Genomic DNA, 22,343 nt, shown 5'->3' on the forward strand with positions numbered 1-22,343 from the left:
GAATACTGCCAGGAATTATTGTTGTCGTTTTATCCTGTCAAAGCAGACGAAATAGTGTTGAAAAACACAGTCTTTGTTCTGCAACAGGTCTTCCTGCCATTTTGGTAAATGCTCCTTGGCTACTGGACCCAGAAATCGGCCCCAGGCTATCAGGATGGTATACGATTTCCCCGGCGGAAGAATCGAAGTCACAACACTAGAATCGCTTTTGCGGAGATTTGAGAGATAATACTCTACTTGCTCGGATGAATCTGGGGATGAAAACGTGTAATTGCAGAATTCTTTGGCCAAACTAAAACCGGCTGCATTACAGGCTGCATTATCTCGATAGGGCAGCCAATTACCATTACTATCAAATACATATAAGTCAGGGATATAATTGAACTTTCTCCAAAATTTAGCTTTAGCATCAGACGATGTCCAGAAGAGAATCCGGCTTGTATCTATGCCTATACTCTGGGCAAATGAAATTACTTCTTCCAGGGCAACCGGTTTCTCAGGGTTACGCATACCGTTCATTCTCAACAGAAGCGAATTACAGGATGACAATACGAGTACAAAAAAAAGGAAGACGGTGTTTTTCATCGTTATCTTAAATGTCCCGGAATTTACGGATTCCGGGACATCTTCTCTTACTGCTTGAAATAAATGGTGTAGCCTACCTCCGTCTTCTTCATGTCATGCTTTCCGGCCCGGATAAACAATTGCTTCTTTGCGCCTAAAGCTTTACAGATATCCGACGGGATTTGATACTCTTCGTCCGCCTGGAAAACTGATCCTGAAAATTGCTTTTCATAACCCTTCGTCAACGCTAAAGGCACGTCCATGATTACGGTGCCTTGGTCCGAAGATAGGCGCACCTCGGACAATGTCCCAAAGCCAACAGAAATTCGAAGACCACAAATTCCAAAGCCGGTGCAATCGTGGCGCGGGCGACCCCAATCGCCTTCGATGCGAATTTTCGCAAGTTGAGCGAAGGAGAAAGAAACGAGACAAGTAAACAGGAATGAGAGAATAATCGATTTTACTTTCATTTTAATTTGATTTTAGTGGTTAATGAATGATGAATGATTGTTAATTTCTGTACTAATGCAGTTCCTTAATCAACATCGGAAACGATGATGCTTCGGGCAACGAAAGGGCGGAACAAAGTAGTTCATGCCTATTTTTTGAGTTGTTGTTTTAGACTACCGATAACATATTATTTCTGATTCGCCAGATCCGTTGACGGGACTTGTGTATCAGTCATTCATGCAGTGAATTGTTGCCAGTTACTGCGATGTGCTCGACGCCTTAATTCAATTGCAAAACAAGAGTTCAATAAGCCAATGAAAGGCTTAAAATCTTACCAGTTTCAGTAAGCCATCTTTCCGCCATCTATGCACCTGCATTTATTGAACAGCCTGCTCTACTGACAGGTGCTTGTCAATAGTGTTGTCATTCAACTGCATTAATTGAACGGGGAGAAAGCCGGCGTGGCGGCACATTCGCCTGCATGAAAACATTCCCCGACACCACCCTGACCATCGTCGCGCCGGCCTGGGCGCAGGCTTGGTTGCGACAATTGGCTGCGCCCCTGACCTTCCGGATGACCGCGCCGGAAGAGATCGGGCAGCAGGAGCCGGCACTACTCCTGTTTCTTGTGCCGACGCATGCTGCCTTGTTCGAACGACAGATGCGCGAATGGACAGCACGCTGGCCCGCTTGCCGGTTCATCGGCTGGACCGCCGCGCATCGTCCCGACGATTCAGACATCTTCCGACTGCTCAATGCGGGCGTACAGGCCCTGTTACCCGAAACTTCCGACAGCGAAGACCTCTACCGGGCTTGTCGCGACGTGTTGCAGGGCGACATCCACCTCAACTGCCATGTGACGCAGGCGATGCTGCATTTCCTCCGGCGGCAGCAAATCCTGAAAACAAAAAGCGCCGACGGTCTCATGAGTCCCCGTGAATGCCGCATGGTCGAACTGCGGCGGGAAGGAAAGACCGCGGAAGAGATCGCCGATCGCCTCTGCCTGAGCCGGAAGACGGTCGATAAACTCTTCTGCGAGCTTTACAGGAAAACGGGTACCCGGAACTTTTTCGAACTGCTGAAAGAGTACGAACAACGGGCCTATCAACCCTGGGCCGGTCCCGGGAGTACGGAGCCTTTTCCGGCTACGAACTCTTTGAGATAAAACGGCTCCGAAAGTCCGAGGTGCTCGAATCGTCGGTCTTCCCAGGCCCGCAGCGCCGGTTGAGCATGATGCTGCGCGGAACACAGCACGTCCGGCAGGAAGCGGGCGTTCGGATGAGCCGATAACAAGGGGCGCGCTTTGGTCAACGCATCGCCGAGAAACCACACCGGCCCCTGCGCCAGTAACGCAGCGAAAGCCTGTTCGTCGAGCACAAGTGCTTCAGGTCCTGATTCGGGATGGCCGCTGAAGTCGTACACCTGCGTGTACACTTCCATCCGTCGGGCGTCGAGCATCGGGATGATGCGATCACCCGCCTGCACGACGGAGGTTGCGGCGAAGGCGAGCGCATCCAGCGTGGGTATCGCGATGAGGGGCTTGTCGGCAGCGAAGCAAAGTCCTTTCGCCGTGCTGATCCCGATCCGCAGACCGGTATATGAACCAGGACCTGAACTATAGCTGACCGCATCCAGGTCAGGTGCCTGTATACCGATTTCGTCGAAAAGTTCCCGGATGAAAACAGCCAGCATGGCCGCATGCGCCTGCGGCTCCAAAGTTTCCCGCAACGCCAGGAGCTTGCCGTCGCGGCTGATGGCCGCGGAACATACCGCCGTCGCGGTCTCGATGTGCAGGAGTGTGGGCATAAAAAAACCGGGTGTAAAGGTAACACCCGGTTTTGATTCGCTCAGGATCAGCGTCAGTCCTTTTTGTTGAACAACTGCTCTTTGGGTACGACTTTCACGGGATCGCCGTCCTTGAGAAACTTCGCGATCGCGCTGTAAGGGGACGAAACCACCTGGTCGCCGACTTTCAGGCCGGCTTTGATCTCGATGTAGCTGTTATCCTGAATGCCGGTTTTCACAGGTACGAGTCGAACTTTTCCGTTGTCCAGCAGAAAGACGCATTCGACACGCTTATCCGACTCATCCAACTGATCGGCCTTTTCCGCTTTCTCCGCCTTTTCATCCTTGACGGTGATCTCGGTCTCGTCCTCCATTTTATTGTCTCCGCCTTTCATACCCGTCGTGCCTCCGCCTTTCTCGGTCGTATCGCGCGTGGTGACCGATTGGATCGGTACGGATATGACATCGGAAACCCGCTTGGTCATGATATCGACCGTGGCCGACATGCCCGGATGAAAAACACTCCGTTCAGGATGCTCCGGATCGGCCATCTGTTCATACGACTCGCGCAGTACGCGCACCTTGACGGTGAAGTTGGTGACCTGATCCACGGTCAGTCCCGAGATGTTCGCGGAATTCGCCACTTCGGTTACCACACCTTTGAACTTCTTCCCCATATAGGCATCCACCTCGATGGTAGCCGTATCGCCGGTATTGACCCGAACAATGTCGTTCTCGTTCACATCGACACTGACTTCCATCTCGTTCAGATCGGCCAGCGTCATCATCTCGGTTCCGGCCATCTGGGAAGTACCCACGACCCGTTCGCCTTTCTCTACATTCAGTTTGCTGATGGTACCGTCGACCGGGGCGAAGATGGAGGTCTTGCGCAGGTTGTCCTGCGCCTCTTTCAAGGAAGCCTCCGAACTGCGTACGCTGTAATCGGCGGCGGAAACACTTTGCTCCGATGCGGAGACTTCGGCTTGTGCCACTTCGTAAGCGGATTTCACACCTTCCCATTCTTGCGGGGAGATCAGCTTCTCGTCGAATAGTTTCTTGCTGCGATCGTAGGTCTGCTTCGCTTTGTCGAATTGGGAGCGGGCCTGCACCAGGCGGGATTTGGCATTTTCGAAATTGGCTTTCGACCCGTTCAAAGCCGCTACGGAGCGATCGACATACGACTGATAGATGTCCGGTAGGATGCGGACAAGCAGTTGTCCTTTCTTCACACGGTCGCCCTCTTTCACCGGCAGTTCGACGATCTCTCCGGAAACGTCCGGGCTGATCTTGACGGATACCTCGGGCTGGATTTTTCCGCTGGCCGATACGGTTTCGGCGATGTTACGCTTTTCGGCTTTCTCCACGGCTACTTCCTTTTCCTCCGCTCCTCCTATCCATCCGGCTTTCTTGCCGACAATGGCAAAGACGATCAGGACGGCTACCGTGATCAAGAGCCATTTCATCAGGTTGGACTTTTTCTTGGCCATGTGCGAAGGGGTGATTAGAAGGACAACGGTTTGCCCTGGTAGAAGTCAAGTACTTTTAAACGAAACAGGAAATCGTATTTGTTCTGCAAGGCCGTTGCACGGGCGCGGGCCAGGTTGTTTTGCACCAGCAGGAAGTCATAGGTAGAGATCGCACCTACCTCGAAGCGTTTCCGGTTTTCCTCGAAGGAACGTTCGAGTGCCGACAAGCTGCGGTTGCCGGATTCATACCGCGACGAAGCTGCCTGGGCATCCGTTACCGCCTGCTGAACGGATTTGTAGAGTGTCTTGCGGGTCTGCTCACGGCTGATTCGGGCCTGTTCGAGTCCGATCCGGGCACGCGTAACATTGTTGCGCGCGGCCCAGCCGTTGAAGATCGGAACCGACAACGTAAAGCCGACCGATTTACCCAGGTTGTCTTCGAATTGCTTGGAGAAGGGTGTTTCCCGGGTCTGAATGACGTTGTTGGGAACAACCGAATAAACAGTATCGCCGCCGGAGGTGAATCCTGACTCCACGATCGAGGGAGGCAGGGCCAGAAAACCGGTTACTTCCTGAGCAGAACTGGAGATGTTGGTGTTGAGGTTACCGGACACGGAAAGTCGCGGATAGCGTGTGCCGCGAGCGATCGACAGTCCGCGCTCAGCGCTGAGGTAGCGATATTCCGAAGCACGGATCTCGGGCTGATTGGTCATGGCGGCGTTGAAGACGACCTCGACCGACGCGGAAGTGGCGTCCCAGGCAGGCAGCAGGACGTCGGGACGCGTGATCTGGAAATTGCTGACCGAATCCAGTTCCAGGAGTTGGGTCAAGGAAAGGCGGGATTGTGCCAGTTGCGCGCGTGCGTTCACCAGGTTGAGGTCATCGGTGGCGAACTGGGACTCCAGATCCAGGTAACCCGACTGCGCGATGGCACCGAGTTCGTACTGGCGTTTTGCCCGGTCGCGCTGCTGGCGGGACGATTCCAACTGTCCTTCGGCTACGCCGACGAGGTCTTCGTTGTACAACACCTGCAGGTAAGCCGTCGCGACGTTGAGCGCGATATCGTTCCGGATCTTATCAAGGTCCGCCCTGCTCGCCATGTAATTCAGTTTGCTTTGGCGCAGGGTGTTCATCAACTGAAAGCCTTCGAAGATGCTCATCGATGCATTCAGGTTGAAGTTATTGTTGGTGATCTGCTGATTGGCGAAGACGTTGGTGAACGGGTCGATGCTTCGGCCGAAGAAATAGCTCTGGGAAGCGGAACCATTCACCGAGGGGAATAGCGTGGCGGTGCTTTGCTGTACCTGGCTTTTGTTCTGGTCGACGCTCAATTCCGATTGCCTCACCTGCAGGTTGTGCGACAAGGCATGGTCGATACACTGCTGCAGCGTCCAGGCTTGTTGCGCACGCAGGGAAAGCCCGGTTAGGAGCAGAAAAAAGGTGAAACCGATACGTCGCATGCGGAAGGGGTAAAGGATCAGGGACGGGTCAAAGTAAGGGAATCAATTTTAACATTTGGAAGCCCTTAACGTAGATTAACGTTAAAAAAAGGCATTTCGGAATCAATCCCGGAAGCCCGTATCTGGTTCGAAGAGTTGATCCAGGGAGATCCTGAGAATATCGCCCATGCTTTTGGACTTGTTGAATTGCGGGCGGTGGTAATGATGAGCCATCTCTTCGCGCAGCTGCTCGACCTTCACCTTGAGCGAAATTTCGTCGCGGATCATCACGTCGAGCAAAGACGCCACCCGGAAGCGCGCGGTCTTGACCCGGCGGGCCATGAGTGTACGCTCTTCGAGCTGGTACTGCCGGGCGGTTTCCCGGTTGATGAACTTGACACAGAGGTTGACGTAGGGATTGTTCTCCTTGAAATATTGCGGCAGGTACAACGACTTCTTCCCTTCGTAGCATTGCTGGTCGAAGTCGATCGCGCGGAAGCGGAACTGCGTATCGTCGAAATCGGCGGTCATGTCGATGACGAAGTTGTAGGACCGCATATCGCCGAGCAGGCGTACGAAGCAGCGTTCGTTGAACTTGATGAACTCCTTGGCAAGGCGCGTCGGGTTGACGGCCTGGTCGTTCAACTGGTTCTTGATAAAGAGGTCGCCGGGAATACCGACGATGTGTTCTTCGATGAGCGTATCGGCATCGACCAGGTAGTTGATGCGGTTCGGCGAGAGGAGATCTTCCAGTTCCAATCCGTAGACGCGCGAAGCATCGGCGAGTTTGACATAGAAGTAGTCGTAGTTGTCGTTGTACTGGTTCTTGATCCGGATGCGAAAAGGCCGCGAGTTGCCGAAGGGGCAGTAGTCGATGCGGTCGACGTACAGGTGCTCCATGAGGCTGATGTTCCCTTCCACCTTCATCATGGCGTAGGTCTTCACGAGTCGCTGGTTGAGCTCCTCCATTTCCGTAGGCTGGAAATAGACCGTTTCCCAGAGCGTGTCCTTCCCGTACTTGTCGTAGAGCGGTACGCTGTAGGTATACCGGAGCAGGTCCGGATACCGGAACGGAAGTTCTTCGAGCCGGCCGAACTCTTCGAGGTACATGAACAGTTCCTCGTTGATGCGGTAGCTGAGCTTCTTCTTTGAAATGGAATTCATCCCGCTACGAAGATGCGGCAAGGGAGGCGGGGTTCACGCTGCAGGCTGCGGAGTTTTCAAACAACAGCCTGCGGATATGCCTCATCGCCGGTTTGTCAGCGGCTCGAAGCCGGAGACGTTCCAGGCCAGCCCCGATGGAGCCCCGGCACGCCATCGCCAGTCGAATATCAACGGGCAGCCGCCCGGGCGGGACGGGGCGAGAGCGGGACGGGTGGCGATGTGAAAACGTTCGGCTCCGCTCCTGTTCTTTCAAATGCGGCTCTGCGCAAACGGTCGTTGAGGGCGCGACCGATGCCTTCGTCGGGGAAAGGTTCAACGATGATGCGGTCGGGGTCGGTTTGCTCGGCGAGTCGGAGGACGTGGAACAAGTTGCGCGCGGCTTCTCCCATGCTGCCCTCGGGAGAAAGCACCCAGGATCGCTCGGGTAGTGGCCCGGTCGGTAAACAAAAAAAGATGCGTGCCAATTTCTCGCCGGGGTACTTGCCGGATCGTTCGCGGGGATCACCGATCTGCAAGGGGCAGCGTGGCGCGTAATGCCGACTCAGCATGCCGGGTGCTTCCTGCAGGCGGTGTTGGTCGATGCTGGCAGCTTCCTTCCACAGTGATGGATGGAGGCGCACAGTACCGATACGCTCCTCGATCAGTTCCAACGGTACTCCGCCGTGACGAAGCAGTACGGGTTGGGGTTCGAGAAAAGAAAGGATGGTGGATTCCAGTCCGATGGCACACGGGCCGCCGTCGAGGATGTAGTCGATGCGATCGCCGAGGCCTTCCAGCACGTGCCCGGCGCGGGTCGGGCTCATGTAACCGCTCGGGTTGGCACTCGGTGCTACGAGGGGGAAATCGAGTTGCTGCAACAATTCCAACGCAAGCGGGTGTGCGGGGAAGCGCACGGCAACGCCGGCTTGTCCGCCGTTCACCTCCGGTATAACCCGACGGGAAGCAGGGATGACAAAAGTGAGCGGACCGGGAGAAAATTCACGGGCAAGTTCTTCGGCGAGTGGTGGCAGGACCATTCCCCAGTCTGGTAAACGTTCGGGATGATCCGTATGCAGGATGAGCGGGTTGTTCGAGGGGCGTCCTTTCGCCGTGTAGATCGCGCGTACGGCTTCCGGATGGAACGCATGAGCCGCCAGGCCATACACGGTTTCAGTCGGGATCGCGACCAATTTTCCGCGCTTGAGCAGGCGGGCGGCCCGACTGATATCCGTACCCACCGAACAGGACAACGACATGCCACAAAGTTACGGGCATTTTTGAAAAATAATAGTATTACTATCTTATAATAGATTAAACCTATCATTTTCAAATTTTTCGACCAGGCCTCCTGCATGGAAGTGATCAGTACGCCAGGTTCGGGCCCAGCCAGCGTTCCATCTCCTCGAGGGAGAGGCCTTTGCGTCGCGCGTAATCGGCGACCTGATCGCGCTGAATACGACCAATGCCGAAGTAGTGCGCGTCGGGGTGTGCGAAGTAGAGACCCGACACGGCAGCGGTGGGGAACATGGCCAGGCTTTCGGTGAGTTGAATGCCGGTATTCTTCTCCACGTCGAGCAAGGACCAGAGCGTGCGTTTCTCGGTATGGTCGGGTTGCGCCGGGTAACCGGGTGCGGGACGGATGCCGCGGTAGGACTCGCCGATGAGTTCTTCGTTGCTGAGCCGCTCGTCGGAGGCGTAGCCCCAGAACTCCTTGCGCACACGCTCGTGCAGTCGTTCAGCAAAAGCTTCTGCCAGGCGATCGGCGAGTGCTTTGAGGAGGATGGCGGAATAGTCGTCGTGGTCGCGTTCGAACGCAGCGACGCGTTCGTCGATACCGAATCCTGTCGAGAGCGCGAAGGCACCAACATAGTCGGCGGGTGTCCCCGGGATCACCGGCTCGCGAACGAAATCAGCGAGCGCCAGGTTATGCTGCCCGGCCGGTTTCTTTGTCTGCTGACGCAGGGTATGAAAAGTACAGCGTGTGTGTTTTCCTTCCGGGTCGAAAACCAACACATCGTCGCCTTCGCGGGAAGCGGGGAACAGACCGATCACGGCACGGGCCTGCAGCCAGCGCTCTTCCACGATGCGTTTCAGCATCGCCTGTGCGTCGTCGAACAGTTTCTTCGCTTCCGCGCCGCGTTCCGGATCCTGCAGGATCTTCGGATACGAACCTTTCAACTCCCAGCTATGGAAGAAGGGCGTCCAGTCGATGTACGGAACCAATTCGGCCAACGGATAATCGTCGAGCACCGTCACGCCCAGCCGATGCGGTTTCGGTACCGGTTGGTCGAGGTGGTTACTGACGAAGGCATTCTCGCGCGCGAGCTGCAATTGGAGATACTTATCGGCCGCGTTCGCCTGCTTGTGTTGTTCGCGGACACGGGCATAATCGGTTCGCTGCGACTGCACGAAACCATCGCGCTGCTCCCGAGAAAGCAAGGCGCTGACAACGGGTACGCTGCGGGACGCGTCGTTCACGTGCACGACCGGTCCGGTGTAGTGTGGTTCAATGCGCACGGCGGTGTGCACGCGCGAAGTCGTAGCGCCGCCGATCAGCAGCGGCGTCTTGAAGCCTTCCCGTTCGAGTTCCTTGGCCACGTGCACCATTTCATCGAGCGAAGGGGTAATGAGTCCGCTGAGGCCGATGACGTCCACCTGCTCCTTCCTCGCGGCTTCCAGGATCTTCTCGGCCGGCACCATGACCCCCAGGTCGATGACCTGGTAGTTGTTGCAGGCCAAGACCACACCGACGATGTTCTTGCCAATGTCGTGTACATCGCCCTTGACGGTAGCCATGAGTACCTTGCCCGCGCTGCCGGGGCCGCCCTTCCCTCCCGTCTTCGCGTCAGCCTCCGCGGCCGCGTTGATGAGTGGTTGCAGATACGCGACACCCTTCTTCATCACGCGTGCGCTCTTGACGACCTGCGGGAGAAACATCTTGCCGGCACCGAACAGGTCGCCGACGATGTTCATGCCCGCCATGAGCGGACCTTCGATGAGTTGCAGCGGCTGCGGATACTTCTGGAGCGCTTCTTCCAGGTCCTGTTCGATGAAATCGACCACCCCTTTCACGAGCGCATGCGCGAGCCGGTCTTCGACAGAACCCTGTCGCCAGGCTTCTTCCTTTTCCTCCTTCTGGAGGCCCGTACCTTTCAGCGTTTCCGCGTGGGCGATCAGCCGTTCCGTCGCATCGTCGCGCCGGTCGAGCAATACGTCTTCGACCAGTTCCAACAGATCTTTCGGGATCTCGTCGTACACCTGGAGTTGCGCGGGGTTGACGATACCCATGTCCATGCCTGCCTGTATGCCGTGATAGAGGAAGGCCGCATGGATGGCTTCGCGTACACGATCGTTGCCGCGAAAGGAGAACGAAACGTTACTGACACCTCCGCTGATCTTGGCATGTGGAAGATGTCGCTTGATCCAACGGGTAGCCTCGAAGTAATCGAGCGCGTTGCGCCGGTGCTCATCCATGCCGGTGGCGACCGGGAAGATGTTCGGGTCGAAGATGATATCCTGCGGCGGGAAACCGACTTTCTCCGTAAGGATCCGGTACGCGCGTTCGCAGATCTCGATACGACGGGGTAGTGTATCCGCCTGGCCCTTCTCGTCGAAGGCCATGACGATCACCGCGGCGCCATAGCGGCGTACGAGCTTCGCCTGCCGGATGAACTCTTCTTCGCCTTCTTTCAGGGAGATCGAGTTCACGATCGACTTCCCCTGCGTGCATTGAAGGCCCGCTTCGATGACGTGCCACTTGGAGGAGTCGATCATCACCGGCAGTTTGGCGATGTCGGGTTCCGAGGCCATGAGGTGCAGGAAGCGGGTCATGGCGTCGGCCGCGTCGAGCATGCCTTCGTCCATGTTCACGTCGATCGCCTGTGCTCCGCCTTCGACCTGGTCGCGGGCGACGCTGAGCGCTTCTTCGTAGTTTCCTTCCTTGATCAGTCGCAGGAACTTGCGTGAGCCGGTGACGTTGGTGCGCTCGCCCACGTTCATGAAATTCGAATCCGGTCGCAGCACGACGGCTTCGAGCCCGCTGAGGCGCAGCCAGGGTTCTACCGAAGGAATGACGCGTGGCGGTGTTTTCTTCGCCAGCGCGGCGATGTGGCGGATATGATCGGGCGTGGTCCCGCAGCAACCACCGACGATGTTGAGGAAACCACTGCGCAGGAAGTCTTCGATCTGGTGGCCCATGTGGTCGGGCGTCTCGTCGTATTCGCCGAACTGGTTGGGCAGTCCGGCATTGGGATACGCGCTCACGAAGAAGGGCGCCTTCTGGGCGAGTTCTTCGATGTGCGGGCGCATCTCCTTAGCGCCGAGCGCGCAATTCAATCCTACACTCAGCAGATCGAGGTGCGATACGGAAATGAGAAACGCTTCCACCGTTTGTCCGCTGAGGGTTCGTCCGCTGGCATCGGTGATGGTGCCGGAAACCATGACGGGCAACTGCACGCCTTTTTCGTCGAAGACGGTTTCGATGGCGAAGAGAGCCGCCTTCGCGTTGAGCGTATCGAAAATGGTTTCGACGAGCAAAACGTCGGCACCGCCGTCGATGAGGCCGCGGGTTTGCACCGCGTACGCTTCGACCAGGTCGTGAAAGCTCACGGCCCGGAAGCCGGGATCATTCACATCCGGAGAGAGCGACGCAGTCTTGTTGGTAGGCCCGAGCGCGCCGGCAACGAAACGCGGCGTGCTGTTTGGATGGTCCGCCGCGAAACCGGCTACGGCTTCTTTCGCGAGGCGAGCGGCGGCGAGGTTGATCTCGTACGCAAGGTCCTCCATGTGGTAATCGGCCAGGGAGAGGGCTTGCGCGTTGAAGGTGTTGGTCTCGATGATGTCGGCTCCAGCCTCGAGGTATTCCCGGTGGATGGCGCGCACGATCTCCGGTCGGGTCAGACAGAGGAGGTCATTATTGCCCTTCAGCGAATGTGGAAAATCCCGGAAGCGATCGCCGCGGTAACCGCCTTCGTCGAGACGATACCGTTGGATCATGGTTCCCATGGCCCCGTCGATGACGAGGATACGTTGTTGCAGTGCAGCTTTAATCGGATGCATAATCGTTCAGGTTCCTTCCGCTCCGCGACCCCAGGAGAAAAAAAAATCCCTCCTGCGCTAGTCAGAAGGGATCGTATGGCGATTTCGATTGGGCAACGATCATTCTGACTTATCTCTCTCCACCAAATGGCGGAGTGCGAGGTGGCACCTTATTCTATTGTTTTTCAACAATTTAGAACCGGTTGCCAAGGCTTCACAGGGCGCAATCCCTCAGCCTTTCTGGATAAGCCGTCTCGTCGAAAGACGAGAGGAGGTGGAAAGAACTGGTGCAAAGATAACGAATTTGCTTTCGTCTAAAAGTGACTCGCATAAATACTTAAAAACACGAAAGCCTCCCCGAAGGAAGGCTTTCATGTGATGATCATTGGGATTAACGCTGCAACACGATCGGCTTGGTGATCGAGCCGTTCGGAGTTTCCACTTTTACGAAGTAGATACCGTTGTTGTAAGCACCCAGGTCGAGCTGGAGGCTGACGAGGTTATCGTTGTTGAGCATTTGCAACTGGCGGCCCATGCCGTCGAACAGACGAACCGTGCACTGACCCTTCATGTTCGGGAAGAACACGTTGAGCAGTCCATTGGTGGGGTTCGGGTAGAGCACCGAGCCGTTGAGTTCCGGCGCGATGGTACCGACATTGAAGTCGAGGCCGATCAGGTAGTCTTCCGTTTCACCGGAACCGAAGGTCAGGCAGGAGCTGGTAGCGTCGTTGGTATTGTTCACCAGGCGGGAACGCACACGCATGATCGCGGGGCCCTGGGTGGCGCCGCCCGGAATGGTCCAGTTCACTGTGTTGGGAGTGCCGGCGATAGAGGTCGTGCAAACCTGTACCCACTCGTCCGCAGCGAGGTCGCCGTTGGCGTTGAAGTCGATCCAGATCGAGATGATGTTGTCGTCGTTGGTGGTGACGCTGAAATCGTACGCATTGCCGCGTACCAGCTCCGCGGTAGTCGATGCTGTCACCGGCCAGTAGGTGTACGCCACACCGGTCTGCTGGTCACAACCGGAGCTGTTGTTCAGCGAGGTGCCGGTGATGGTGACGTTGTCGATCTCGGAGTTCACACCCAGACAATCCACGCCTCCATGGTCACCTGGGCAGGGACAGAGGTAAGCGGGCTTGTTATCGACCATGATGGAACCGGAAGGCGTGGTGCTGCCGGAGCAGGTAACCAGGCACTGGTAGTAGGTCATGGACGACTGGTTGGTGTCGAGCGAGGAGGCGGTGGCACCGGGAATATCGGTCCAGGTGCTGCCGTCCGGCGAGTTCTGCCACTGATAGGTGATGCCGATGCCGTTGTCGTTGCCGACAAGTTCGAGCAGGAAGTTCTCGTTGGCACAGACCAGCACCGAAGACGACGTGGCGTCTCCGGCCACCGGAGGCGCGGTGCAGTTCGGGTAGCTGATGACTTCGACATTGTCGAGTGCCCACCACCAGTCCCAGGAACCGGTCCAGGTGAAGCGCACTTGAAGCGCGGTCGCGGTGCCGATGAGGCTGCTGATATCGTAGCTTGAATGGACCGCCGGATTCGGGTAGCCAAGATCCACACTGTCTAACACTAAGGTCGTCCAGGTCGCGCCGCCATCGGTCGAATATTCGATGTGACGAGCGGAGCCGCCTTGTCCCGGGCCAAGGAGCGATCGGTACTGCTCGTCCACTTCGATGAAGAGCGAGATCGTAGCCGTACTGATGTCGATGCTCGGCGTGGTGAGGCTGGCGAGTTCGTCGATACCGTCGTCTGTGCTGCCCTGGTCGGAATCGAAGATGGCAAAGTTGGCATCAAAGCCGGCGCCGGTGATGGCACGGGCAAACGGATTGTTGAATTCCCAGGCGAGTGCGGGCACGTTACCCAGACTGTCGTTCGTCCAGCCTGCCGGCAGACTTTGGGAAGCAAAGTCCTCTGTAAAGAGAACCGTTTGTGCACTTGCTCCGAACGGCAGAGCCGCCAAAGCAAACGCAGCGATCGTGTTGCGTAGTTGTTTGATCATCGGTTGGTGGTTTTAGGTGTGTATCGGTTAAAAGGGATGCCTCCGGGTTGGTGCCGGGGGTTGACCGAAGTTAGATAAAAAATGTATCCGGAGAAAAGAGCGGAAGGGGCAGGCCGGTATCCGGTTTTGGTCTTTCGGGGAAAAACGGCCGAAAAAACTACTCCTCCAGTCGCTGAATCGTGGGCCGGTAAAGTTGGTGCACTTCGGTGTGCCGGCCTTTGCGGCGGGCCTTTTGCTCGGCCAGCGGGAGGTGGACTTCGTCGCGGCATTCGACGGAGCAGCATTGTTCCATCTTCGCGGCGCATTCGGAACACTGGATAAAAAGCACGTGACAGGCTTCGTTGGCGCAGTTCACGTGGGTGTCGGCGGGCTTTCCGCACTGGTGACAATGCGCGATGACATCGTCGGAGATCCGCTCGCCCATGCGTTCGTCGAAGACGAAATTCTTTCCGATGAAACGGTTCTCCAAACCCTCCGCCCTCACCTGCCGGGTGTAGTCGATGATCCCGCCGTGCAGTTGATTCACGTCTTCGAAACCATGATGCCTTAAAAAAGCGCTGGCTTTCTCACACCGTACACCGCCGGTGCAATACAACAACACTTTGCTTTGCTCCTTGCCTTTCAGGCTATCGAGTACGAGCGGCAGTTCTTCGCGGAAGGTGACGACGTCCGGACAAAGGGCGCCGGGAAAGCGGCCCACTTCGCTCTCGTAACAATTGCGCATGTCGACCACGATGGTATCGGGTTGCGCCAGTGCGTCATTCCAGGATTTCGCGTCGAGGTGACGACCGACGTTCGTCGTGTCGAATGCGTCATCATCGAGGCCGTCGGCCACGATCTTTTTCTTCACCTTGACGATCAGCTTGAGAAAAGACTTTCCGTCATCCTCCACGGCGATCTTGAACGGGATTTGTTCGAAGCCGGGGCAGGCATCGATCCAGGCACGGAATTCGTCGAGACGCGCGGCCGGTAACGACAACTGTGCATTCACTCCCTCCTTCGCCAAATAGATCCGACCACGAATCCCCATGCCCGGCCATTCGGTGAACAGCCGCTGGCGCAGCGCGGAAGGATCGTCGATGTTGACATACCGGTAAAATGACAGCGTAGTACGCGGTTGATTCTCCGCTTCCAACTGCCGGATCAGGGTGTCGCGATCGAAGGTGTTATAACCTTGCATGGGGCTGCAAAGGTACGGAACTAAAAAAGGTGTGTCAAAGACGCCTTTTTATGATAAAAATCAAATTTCTAAGATCGAATTGAGGGCGGCGCTATTTTTTCCGGGATTTCATCCAGGAGTAAATCCCGATGGCGCCCATGAGATAGGGAACGGCCATGAGGTACAGAATGCCCTGGTTCAGCCCTTTTCCGACCTTGTTGGTACCCTGCTCACGATTGGTTTCCACATTTCGCTTGCACATGGCGCATTGCGCGGACACATCGGATGACGCGAGGAGCAGAAAGATGGCGAAGAAGGGTACTGCGAGGCGTTTCATGGTTCAGAAACGATAATGGGGCGCGATCATCAGGTAGACAATCACACCAGTGAAGGTTACATACAACCAGACCGGATACGACCAGCGGACGATTTTCCGATGACGATCAACCTGGTTGGTCAATCCGCGATACAAAGATAGCAAAACGAGCGGGAGGACAATGGCCGCCAGGAGGATGTGGGTAGCAAGAATGACGAGGTATACGGGCCGCAGTGGATCATCGGCCGGAAAGCGCGTTTCTTCCACGAAGTAATGGAAGGTCACGTAAGAAGCCAGGAAAATGACCGATAAAGCCGAGGCCAGCAGGTTCAGCCGGCGATGCATCGGAATGTTGCGCTTTCGGATAAACCAGAGGGATGCCAACAAGAGGAAAAAGCAAGTGCCGTTGATGATCGCATTGAACGCCGGCAGTTGTTCGACCCAGGCCGGATGATCGGGTACTTTCGGAAGTCGACCGAGTACGGCTACCAGGGCAAAGACGACCACCGAGAATATCCCGATGATCCAATAGACCGGGCGATCGTTGGCCTTGTTGAGAGAAGTTGAATGCATGGCAGAAGTCGGTGACTGGAGAACAATCGGATCGGTCCGATGTTCGCGTGCGGCTTACTTTTCCTCGACGTACTCGTGCAGGAGCACCTTCATTTCGGCGATAAGGGTATCGACCGCGTAAGGGTCCATGCCGTCGTACAAGCCGCGAATGCGTTTCTCCTTATCGATGAGGATGAGCTGATCGGAATGGAAGAAATCTTCGGCTGTCTTACCGGAAGCCGCCGGCACGAGGTAGGATTCTCGGGCCAGGGTATAGATTGAATCCTTGTTACCGGTCAGGAACCACCAGAAGGAATTGTCGGCGTACATCTTCTCGGCGTAGGCTTTCAGGGCAGGAACCGAGTCCTGTTCGGGGTCAACGGTATAGGACACCATCCGCACGTCGTTGCTTCCCTTGAATTCCTGCTGCACTTTCCGGAAGTTTTCGTTCATCTTAGGACAGATGGTGGGACAAGTGGCGAAAAAGAAATTGGCGACGTAGATCTTGCCGGTGAGATCAGCCTGTGTAATGACCTTTCCCTCCTGATTGGTGAGGGAAAAATCGGCAATCGTATGGTAAATGGTATCGCCGTTGGCGGCAACATCGGCAGGACCTATGACGGGCAGCCGTTTCAAGTGGTTTTCCCCGCGCGAGATAATCAGCCAAAAGGCGACGGGGAAGGCAAGGATGATAAGCGGGACGGCCAGCCGCTTCCAACGGGCAGCCATGGCGGTCAGTATCCGACGGATGTACCTGCCATACTGAGCGCGGAGCCTTCGTAGAGGGCGATGAAGATCAGGTACACGATCAGGATGAACGGCAGCAACACCGACCACTGGAACGGCATCACCTCGAACTTCATGTGCATGAAGTAGCCGACGATGTAGTATGACTTAACGATCGTCAGGGCGATGAAGATGTACATCAGGATCGTCGGTGAGATCGAGGTGAACGCGATGCCGACTTCGAAGATGGTCACGCCAAGCAGGATCCAGAATACTTTCCAGATCACTTTGGTATTCAAGGCAGAGTGCGCCTTGTCTTCGCTGGCGTGGGAGATGACTTCGTGATGGATATCAGACATGGTGATGCGTATGCGGAGTTAGACGATCAGACGAGGTAGAAGAAGGTAAACACGAAGACCCAGACCAGGTCGACGAAGTGCCAGTAGAGACCTACTTTTTCGACCAGTTCATAGTCCTTTTTCTTTTCGCAGAAATTCTGGTAGACCAGCGCGAGCACGATGATGTTAAGCACCACGCCGCTGAATACGTGGAAACCGTGGAAGCCGGTGATGAAGAAGAAGAAATTGGCGAAGAGGGGTGTACGGCCGTATTCATTCTCCTTCAGGTTCGCGCCCTGGATATTGCGAACCGCCGTTGACATGAGTTCCTGGGCTTCGGCGCCTTCCACTTTCGAATGGTCGTGGAAGATCAGCGTGCCCGGTTCCAGATCATCGGTACGGGCAAAACGGCCGTCGGCGAGGATGAAAGAACCTTTTTCAGAACCGTGAATGAAGTGATACCATTCCCATGCCTGAGAGCCAAGGAACATGAAGCCACCGATAATGGTCAGCCACAACCAGCGGATCACACCGTTCTTTTTCAGACTGTGTCCGGCGTCAACGGCGAGCACCATGGTCACGGAAGACATGATCAGGATGAAGGTCATCAGACCGACGTACGCCAGAGGCACGTGCCCATGGATGAACGGGAAGTGCGTGAATACGTCGCCCGGCTTCGGCCAGATCTCCGTGAAGCGGTGACGCATATAACCATATGCGATCAGAAGACTGGAAAACGTGAAGGCGTCGGATACGAGGAAGAACCACATGAACATCTTCCCCCAGCTTACCTGGAAAGGTGAGCGACCGCCTCCCCAGACGGACTGTCCGGATTCGGCTACGGCAGCGTGATTGGCCATTTATTTCGCTGAATTATGAGTTTTCGGTGTCGTTGTACTCCGGGAAAGCCCCAAAGTTGCTTTTTTTAGCGGACGTAAAGTAAAAAGAAAAACAGGTACAGCCACAAGCCTGAAAGGAAGTGCCAGTATAGTGCGCACATCCTCACGCCATTATGCTTTTCAACCGTGTATTTCTTTCGATTTGCGCGCCAAATTACAATAAATAGGGCGATCATACCGCCCAAGAGGTGAACAATATGTAGGCCGGTAATGACATAGAGAAACGAACCGGCTACATTACCGGCGTCGCCAGCCTGTTCAAAGGTTTCCTTTCCGGAAGGGACGTAAACGATGTCGGTGGTCTTGATGTCTTTGATCCGGCCGGTGAGCGCGATACCCTGGGAGAAAAGCTCGGTCCAGGCGATGTACTGAACCAAGACGAAGCCGATACCCAGCAGGAGTGTCAGCCACAGGGCGGTGACCAGGTTTTTTTGGTTACCCTTTTCGGCCGACTTGACCGCCCATTGCATCGGCACGCTGCTGGCAAGAATGACCAGGGTACTGATGATAAACGTATTCGGGAGAGCGAACTGCACCCATTTGCCGTCTCCCATCCGCACGATGTAAGCGGAGGTCAGGCCGGCGAAGAGCATGACGATGCTGATGATGCCGAACCACATCAGTCCGCGCTGCGCTTTCACCTTATCGAATCCGGACTGTTCTGTGCTTGCCGTCATGGTAGTCATGGTATCAGACGAGTTTATCGAGCATCCAGATCAACTGCACAACCGGTAGGTAAATGAAGGATCCGAACATGAGTTTCTGTGCGTCTTTGATTTCGAGCGAACGATAGAGGCGGATTGCCTGCAGGGAAAAGTAGATTCCACAGGCTGCCAGCAGCAAGGCGGTGAACCAACCGGTGAAGTGAAATGCCAATGGCAGAAAAGCCATGGGTACCAGACCGAGCGTGTACACCATGGTCTGAAACGCTGAAGAACGATCGCGCCCGTGGGGTCCGGGCAACATGCGGAAGCCGGCCTTCAGGTAATCATCGTGCAAGACCCAGGCAATCGCCCAAAAGTGCGGGAACTGCCAGATGAACTGAAGGGCGTACAGGATGAGTGCCTCGAGTCCGATCTCACCTTTACCGGCCACCCAGCCCAGCAGGGGCGGAAAAGCTCCCGGGAACGCGCCGATCAATACCGCGAATGGAGTCACCCGCTTTGCGGGCGTGTAGATGGTCGTATAAATGACCAGACTGACCAGACTGAGAATTCCGCACAAGGCATTGATTCCCAACCACAATATCAAGACCCCCGAGACACCCATCAGAACGGAAGCAACAAGGGCTTCGGGGACGGACATCCTGCCGGCGGGTAGCGGGCGATTGGCCGTTCGGTCCATCAATTTATCCAGATCACGCTCAATGACCTGGTTGAACGCGTTGGACGACCCCGTTACCAGGAAGCCGCCGAGCATGAGCAACAATAAAGTAGACCACTGAAAGTCAGCGCCTTCCGCGATGATGTAACCCGTTGCCGCTGAGAATACTACCAGGGAAGAGAGCCGAAACTTCGTGAGCTGGATGTAATCCTGGATGCGTGCCGAGAGGGTCACGGGTTTATCCGATAAAGCGATTGATTTTTGCGCCATCCGGTAGCAGGGATGCCTTGTAAAAGGGCTGCAAGTTTAGGGAATTCCGGGAAGGGTTCCAAGGCGCGTCAGGCCTCCCGAAGGGACCAATCCGCTCTGCTCTGAGCATCCATCCCGATGGGCTCGAGAACCGTAACCCGTTCCGCTGGATCTTTTAACAAATCAAGGTAGCGGAGGTTCAGGTGCTCCCGGATGAAATTGGACTCCACACGCAGGATATTAGCGAATGAGCGGGGCGGAGTCAGCGTCTGCAGTTGCCGGATCGCGCGGCGCAATTCTTCCTGATCCTCCTGCCGAACGATGAATACATTTTCGAAGTCTTTCAGGAAGCGGGCGGCCTCCCCGTTGCCGTAGAACAAGACCGGTAATCCGGTGGCCAAATACTCGAACAATTTACTGGGCAACGCGCTCTGATAATTCTTGCCGAGACGTGCGAGGAGAATGGATGAAGTCTGATAGAACGGCAACAGACGATTCCACTTCATCTTTCCGAAAAACTGCACGTTGCGGATGTTTTCCTGCCGGATGTATTTTCGGTAGCGTTCCAATTCGATGCCATCGCCGATCAGGTTCAATTTCACGTCCGGCAAATGGCGCACCACATCGATCACAGGCCCCAGGTCCTGTCCATTGCCGATGTTACCGATGTAGGTAATGACCAACGGGTGCTCCGGCGGATAGTAGGCGATATTACTGAGTCTGCGGAATCGATCCTGCGAAAGTCCGTTGCTTACTATGCTCAGCCGGGCACGAGGAACAGCCGCCGTTCGGATCATCCACTGTTCTTCGCTGCTGTTGGTTACGGTGATGTGGTCGAATTTCCGCAGGGACCGTACGATCACGCGTTGCAAGAGGGAGCGAATGGCCCGCTGGAAGATGTTACGGTCCGGCATGTAGCACCATACGAGGTCGCGGACATCCATGATCTTCCTTCTTCCGCGACCGAAGAACGCGATAGCCGGAATGAGGAACATGAAGGGCGAAGTCGCGATCAGCCAATCGGAACGGCGCCGTGTGGCCGCAAAGGCCAGGCGAACCGAATACCAGGCTTCCACGAATGCGCGAAGGAAGAATAAGGCCTTGGGGTATTCCGGCAGCGCGATGTAGCGCACCGTCAGGTTGTCCGACAGCATCACTTCCTTCTCGGCGGGTGTGACCCCGCGTTCAGTCAGTGCATACACGATAACCTGGTGCTCGCGGGAAAGCGTGTTCGCCAACGCTTCCATGCGATGTGCCGCGGCGGTGATTTCCGGCGCAAAGTGCGGTGTGACCAGGTGGACCTTTGACATCTTTCAACTCATGGACGCCTCCCGCAATATGAAGCGGGTCTCAAGACGTCTCCGAAATTCAACTTTTACCGCAACAGCTTCCTTGAATAGTCCGAAATCAACGGCATAGTGAAATTCCGATAACTCAATTCCAACAACTCCGTGAAATTGAATCGTAACAAACTTAGTCGTTAACATTCCATTCTTCAAGACCGGACCGGTTTTTTTATCGACAAGCCAACAGGCAAATGCAGGTTCCTCCGATGAGATTTCATCTACGACCTTCAGTTCGTGGGAGTTCAACTGAACCTGGCGCTGATGACGATACGTTGAAGTCAGTTCAGCCAAAACTTCATTCACCGACACATTCATCAACTTCACCCCGGGCGATCTGCCAAGTCGAAATGCCCCGAGCAATTCTGCCGGATCATCTCCCCGCTGATGAACAGTGTTGTGAAAATACACTGAACGTTCCCGGCTTCTTTGCTCACCTGCTGCATAGGTACTTGTACCGGGGTCCACCAAAAGGGATTCTCCATGCACATTCAGCAATAGTTGTAAAGTGTCGGAATGTGCGTGTCCCGGACAATGCGCGGGCTCCATACCGGACACATCGAAGCAACATTCGAAGCTATCGTTGGTCAAACGAACCTGCGGACCTGCGACCACCGGCTGCTGCTGATCGATCCCCAACGCGCTCAGCGCCGCGCTCAGTTCGGAAAACTCGGGAAGCGGCCGTTCTACGCTGTCGTTGATTACGGGAAAAGCACCGTTCCGCCATTGCAGATAACTTAACCATCCTGCCAAGGATGCAACAACCGGTACCAGGAATCCTGCTTCCGTTTCTTTGCTGCAATTCCGCATGAGCGCAATGGTCTCGATGCAGCGGGCCAACAGGATATGCTGATACATCGGGGATTGCTCCGAATGGCTACCCGAAGGAAGCACCTGGCTTTGCCAGGCGGTTCGCAGGATGTCCAATCCACGGGAGCGATACGAGGCATTGTCCAGGATCAAGCCCGCCCAACACAGGGCGAAACCGTTTTCGAGCAAATGATTGTTGGATAAGTGCTCTTCCGTCAGCCAACGCAATCGTGCGGCTGCATCGGCAATGTATTGCATGACGATTACGTCGGCCCGGTCATGATAACCCAGCCACCAACATGCATGTTGGATCCGCAGCGACAATTCATACGGCTCCGCACGATACGTGAAACCATTCTCCGTGGCGATGAAATCCAGTAATGCTCCAAGCGCGTGTTCTTCCTTCAATCCTTCGGTACGCAACCAGGACCAACCGCGAAGTCTGATCCCAACAAGTGCTTCCCTCCTGCTCTGCTGCCAGTCCATTCCGTGGCTGAACGGTATGTCGTGCGAGTCGATCCGGAATCGCTGTCCGTCGAAGTACTCCGACTGTTGCAGCCGGAACGTAAACAACCTGCCCGGCCGACGCGTCGTTGAAACGTCCCGCCGTTTGTACCAACCGGCCTGTACGATTCGCTTCGCGACCATCAGTCGGGCTGCCGCGAGCCATTGGCTGGCACGGTAGCGGCGGAACGATCGCCAACCTGCGGTCATTGAAACGGACATGCGCACAAAATAC

20 protein-coding genes and 1 riboswitch are annotated in these 22,343 nt (G+C 55.6%); of the genes, 1 reads left to right on the top strand and 19 read right to left on the bottom strand.

Features of this window, described 5'->3' with window-relative positions; genetic code table 11:
• Positions 1 to 15 precede the first annotated feature (15 nt).
• Both IPJ96_13720 and IPJ96_13725 read right to left on the bottom strand, forming a co-directional pair.
• Positions 16 to 585 (bottom strand): hypothetical protein, encoded by a 570-nt coding sequence (locus tag IPJ96_13720; protein ID MBK7911373.1) that lies wholly within the window; start codon positions 583 to 585, stop codon positions 16 to 18.
• A 47-nt stretch (positions 586 to 632) separates the two neighbouring features.
• Complete coding sequence (locus tag IPJ96_13725; protein ID MBK7911374.1) at positions 633 to 1,034, bottom strand: hypothetical protein; 402 nt, start codon at positions 1,032 to 1,034, stop codon at positions 633 to 635.
• A gap of 461 nt (positions 1,035 to 1,495) precedes the next feature.
• Between IPJ96_13725 and IPJ96_13730 the strand changes: the two genes are divergently transcribed.
• Positions 1,496 to 2,179 carry a response regulator transcription factor gene (locus IPJ96_13730; protein MBK7911375.1) on the top strand — a complete coding sequence of 228 codons (684 nt, stop codon included), beginning with the start codon at positions 1,496 to 1,498 and terminating at the stop codon, positions 2,177 to 2,179.
• On the opposite strand, the gene tsaB is transcribed toward IPJ96_13730, so the two are convergent.
• From tsaB to IPJ96_13815, 17 genes are all read right to left on the bottom strand, one after another.
• Positions 2,119 to 2,820 (bottom strand): tRNA (adenosine(37)-N6)-threonylcarbamoyltransferase complex dimerization subunit type 1 TsaB, encoded by a 702-nt coding sequence (gene tsaB / locus IPJ96_13735; GenBank protein MBK7911376.1) that lies wholly within the window; start codon positions 2,818 to 2,820, stop codon positions 2,119 to 2,121. The genes IPJ96_13730 and tsaB overlap by 61 nt on opposite strands.
• A gap of 53 nt (positions 2,821 to 2,873) precedes the next feature.
• Positions 2,874 to 4,286, bottom strand: a complete 1,413-nt coding sequence (locus tag IPJ96_13740) for an efflux RND transporter periplasmic adaptor subunit (GenBank protein ID MBK7911377.1) — start codon at positions 4,284 to 4,286, stop codon at positions 2,874 to 2,876.
• Positions 4,287 to 4,300: 14 nt separating this feature from the next.
• On the bottom strand, positions 4,301 to 5,725 hold the full coding sequence (locus tag IPJ96_13745; protein MBK7911378.1) for a TolC family protein: 1,425 nt from the start codon (positions 5,723 to 5,725) through the stop codon (positions 4,301 to 4,303).
• A gap of 102 nt (positions 5,726 to 5,827) precedes the next feature.
• Complete coding sequence (locus IPJ96_13750; GenBank protein ID MBK7911379.1) at positions 5,828 to 6,868, bottom strand: hypothetical protein; 1,041 nt, start codon at positions 6,866 to 6,868, stop codon at positions 5,828 to 5,830.
• Positions 6,869 to 7,035: 167 nt separating this feature from the next.
• Positions 7,036 to 8,103, bottom strand: a complete 1,068-nt coding sequence (locus IPJ96_13755) for a threonylcarbamoyl-AMP synthase (protein MBK7911380.1) — start codon at positions 8,101 to 8,103, stop codon at positions 7,036 to 7,038.
• A gap of 106 nt (positions 8,104 to 8,209) precedes the next feature.
• Complete coding sequence (gene metH, locus IPJ96_13760; GenBank protein MBK7911381.1) at positions 8,210 to 11,905, bottom strand: methionine synthase; 3,696 nt, start codon at positions 11,903 to 11,905, stop codon at positions 8,210 to 8,212.
• A 106-nt stretch (positions 11,906 to 12,011) separates the two neighbouring features.
• Positions 12,012 to 12,135: riboswitch (SAM riboswitch) on the bottom strand.
• Between the two features lie 140 nt (positions 12,136 to 12,275).
• Positions 12,276 to 13,889, bottom strand: coding sequence for a T9SS type A sorting domain-containing protein (locus tag IPJ96_13765; protein MBK7911382.1), 1,614 nt, complete (start codon positions 13,887 to 13,889; stop codon positions 12,276 to 12,278).
• Positions 13,890 to 14,046: 157 nt separating this feature from the next.
• Entirely contained in the window at positions 14,047 to 15,069 is a 1,023-nt protein-coding gene (locus IPJ96_13770) for a rhodanese-related sulfurtransferase (GenBank protein ID MBK7911383.1), read from the bottom strand.
• Between the two features lie 91 nt (positions 15,070 to 15,160).
• A complete protein-coding gene (locus tag IPJ96_13775) occupies positions 15,161 to 15,385 on the bottom strand; it encodes a hypothetical protein (GenBank protein ID MBK7911384.1) in 225 nt (74 codons plus the stop codon).
• Between the two features lie 3 nt (positions 15,386 to 15,388).
• Complete coding sequence (locus tag IPJ96_13780; protein ID MBK7911385.1) at positions 15,389 to 15,937, bottom strand: DUF420 domain-containing protein; 549 nt, start codon at positions 15,935 to 15,937, stop codon at positions 15,389 to 15,391.
• A gap of 54 nt (positions 15,938 to 15,991) precedes the next feature.
• Complete coding sequence (locus IPJ96_13785) at positions 15,992 to 16,645, bottom strand: SCO family protein (protein MBK7911386.1); 654 nt, start codon at positions 16,643 to 16,645, stop codon at positions 15,992 to 15,994.
• Between the two features lie 5 nt (positions 16,646 to 16,650).
• A complete protein-coding gene (locus IPJ96_13790) occupies positions 16,651 to 17,001 on the bottom strand; it encodes a cytochrome C oxidase subunit IV family protein (GenBank protein MBK7911387.1) in 351 nt (116 codons plus the stop codon).
• A 26-nt stretch (positions 17,002 to 17,027) separates the two neighbouring features.
• On the bottom strand, positions 17,028 to 17,840 hold the full coding sequence (locus IPJ96_13795) for a cytochrome c oxidase subunit 3 (GenBank protein ID MBK7911388.1): 813 nt from the start codon (positions 17,838 to 17,840) through the stop codon (positions 17,028 to 17,030).
• A gap of 65 nt (positions 17,841 to 17,905) precedes the next feature.
• Positions 17,906 to 18,556, bottom strand: coding sequence for a heme-copper oxidase subunit III (locus tag IPJ96_13800; GenBank protein MBK7911389.1), 651 nt, complete (start codon positions 18,554 to 18,556; stop codon positions 17,906 to 17,908).
• A gap of 13 nt (positions 18,557 to 18,569) precedes the next feature.
• A complete protein-coding gene (gene cyoE, locus IPJ96_13805) occupies positions 18,570 to 19,472 on the bottom strand; it encodes a protoheme IX farnesyltransferase (protein MBK7911390.1) in 903 nt (300 codons plus the stop codon).
• A 68-nt stretch (positions 19,473 to 19,540) separates the two neighbouring features.
• Positions 19,541 to 20,761, bottom strand: coding sequence for a glycosyltransferase family 4 protein (locus IPJ96_13810; GenBank protein ID MBK7911391.1), 1,221 nt, complete (start codon positions 20,759 to 20,761; stop codon positions 19,541 to 19,543).
• Between the two features lie 3 nt (positions 20,762 to 20,764).
• On the bottom strand, positions 20,765 to 22,330 hold the full coding sequence (locus IPJ96_13815; protein MBK7911392.1) for a heparinase II/III family protein: 1,566 nt from the start codon (positions 22,328 to 22,330) through the stop codon (positions 20,765 to 20,767).
• Positions 22,331 to 22,343 lie beyond the last annotated feature (13 nt).

The sequence above is a fragment of the Bacteroidota bacterium genome (genome assembly GCA_016713765.1).
Taxonomy (GTDB): Bacteria; Bacteroidota; Bacteroidia; order AKYH767-A; family 2013-40CM-41-45; genus Pollutiaquabacter; species Pollutiaquabacter aromativorans.